The organism is Emticicia sp. (assembly GCF_049241225.1).
GTDB lineage: Bacteria > Bacteroidota > Bacteroidia > Cytophagales > Spirosomataceae > Emticicia.
Map to the genome: position 1 here is coordinate 1 of NZ_JBMLRC010000269.1, position 2,077 is coordinate 2,077.

2 protein-coding genes are annotated in these 2,077 nt (G+C 38.0%); one reads left to right on the forward strand and one right to left on the reverse strand.

The window, feature by feature from the left end:
• Nucleotides 1-730: SAM hydrolase/SAM-dependent halogenase family protein (locus tag ACOVO2_RS14405; protein ID WP_421770651.1), on the reverse strand; the 730-nt coding region annotated here is incomplete at its 3' end.
• 199 nt (nucleotides 731-929) lie between these two features.
• Between ACOVO2_RS14405 and ACOVO2_RS14410 the strand changes: the two genes are divergently transcribed.
• The coding region (locus ACOVO2_RS14410) for a class I tRNA ligase family protein (RefSeq protein ID WP_421770652.1) at nucleotides 930-2,077 on the forward strand (1,148 nt) is incomplete at its 3' end.

Below are 2,077 nucleotides of genomic sequence, written 5' to 3' on the forward strand. Positions count from 1 at the left end.
CATCAAAAATTTTCACCGAAAGCTTATCACCAATCTTTAATCCAAGCTGATTCGTAGTTTTCTGGTCAATATTTGTCCATACATTTCCGTACTGTATATCCAAAATCGGAATACCTCCCGAAATCAAACCATTTTCAAATTTAGGCTTTGGATATTCGAGCATAATTAACTTATTATCAGGCACTTTCTCCCCTACTTCTTCAAAGTTAATTCCAGCAGAAGCCAATTTTGCTCCCGAATAAGCAAATACATCACGCCCGAAAAACGTATACGAATTCTGAGAATTTGGCAAACGATTTGCCGCCGAAATCTCTCGAATTTCTTCAACGCCTTCACTTTCAGCCACTAACGTAAAAAGTCCATTATCAGGACCAACATAATAGTGGTTGGCTTTGGTTTTCAGAATAATTGATTTACGTTCCGTACCAACTCCTGGGTCAACCACGCAGACAAAAACAGTTCCAGTCGGCCAATAAGGAGCAGTTTGTTGTAACCTAAATGCACCTTCCCAAATATTGTACGCCGGAATTTCGTGGGTAAGGTCATGAATCGTCAAATCTGGTGCTAAATTCAATGCAACACCTTTCATGGCTGCTACTGCACCATCTTTTACCCCAAAATCGGTCATTAGAACTAAAGGCGACGTTTGTGTCTTTGTTTTTGCATAAAACACTGATAATAAAGCTATTGCTAAAATAAAAACCAGCGAGATTATTACCTTTCTGGACATAAGATTGAAAAGGTTTGATTTTGTAGACACAAAATAACAACGATACAGCTTTAAAATTGTATTTTTGTGTAAAAATTTAAGCACTTAGCTATTAGCCATAAGCTTTTAGCCTAAATTGTTTGTTGTTTTTATTTAAAATTTTAAAATATTCAAAAAAAGCTAATAGTTAATAGCTAATAGCAAAAAGCTAATTCAAGAAATGTCGGAGTTCAACCATCGTGAAATTGAAAAAAAATGGCAACAGGTTTGGGAAGAAAACCAAACTTACAAAGTAGAAATTGACCACACAAAACCTAAGTTTTATGTGTTGGATATGTTTCCGTATCCTTCGGGGGCTGGCCTGCACGTTGGGCATCCACTGGGCTACATCGCAACCGATATTTATTCAAGATACAAGCGTCTGAAAGGTTTTAATGTGCTTCACCCAATGGGGTTTGACTCGTTTGGACTTCCAGCCGAGCAATATGCTATTCAAACAGGGCAGCACCCAGCTATCACGACCGAAAATAATATTACGACTTATATAAGTCAGTTAAAGAAAATTGGTTTTTGCTACGATTGGAGTCGTGAAGTACGAACTTCTGACCCCAATTATTACAAGTGGACACAGTGGATTTTCATGGAATTATTCAATTCTTGGTATAATAAGGAAACTGACAAAGCTGAAGCCATTGAATCTTTATACGAAAAATTCGAGCAAAATGGTACAACTGGAATAAAAGCAGCTTGTAATGACGAAACGCCAAGTTTCTCGGCCGAAGAATGGAAAGCATTTAGCGAAACCGAAAAATATAAAATCTCATTGGATTATCGCTTAACTTATCTTTCTGATTCGGTAGTAAACTTCTGCCCTGCGTTGGGAATGGTTTTATCGAATGATGAAGTAAAAGATGGCGTTTCGGAGCGTGGTGGCTACCCAGTTATTCAGAAAAAAATGCAACAATGGGTAATGAGAATCACAGCTTATGCCGACCGCTTGATTAGTGGTTTGGATTTGGTTGATTGGTCAGATTCATTGAAAGAGCAACAAAAAAACTGGATTGGTCGCTCGGTTGGAGCAATGGTAAAATTTGCTCTTGAAAACAACGAAGACACAAAAATCGAAGTTTTCACGACCCGTGTTGATACCATTTATGGTGTTTCGTTCATGGTTTTAGCTCCTGAGCATGAATTAGTGGCTTCTTTGACAACACCCGAACAAAAAGAAAGCATCGAAAATTATATTTCTGAAACGCAAAAACGTTCAGAACTCGACCGTATGTCTGATGTAAGAACGGTTTCGGGGGCGTTTACTGGAAGTTATTGTATCAATCCTTTCAGTGGTGAAAAAGTGCCGATTTGGATTGC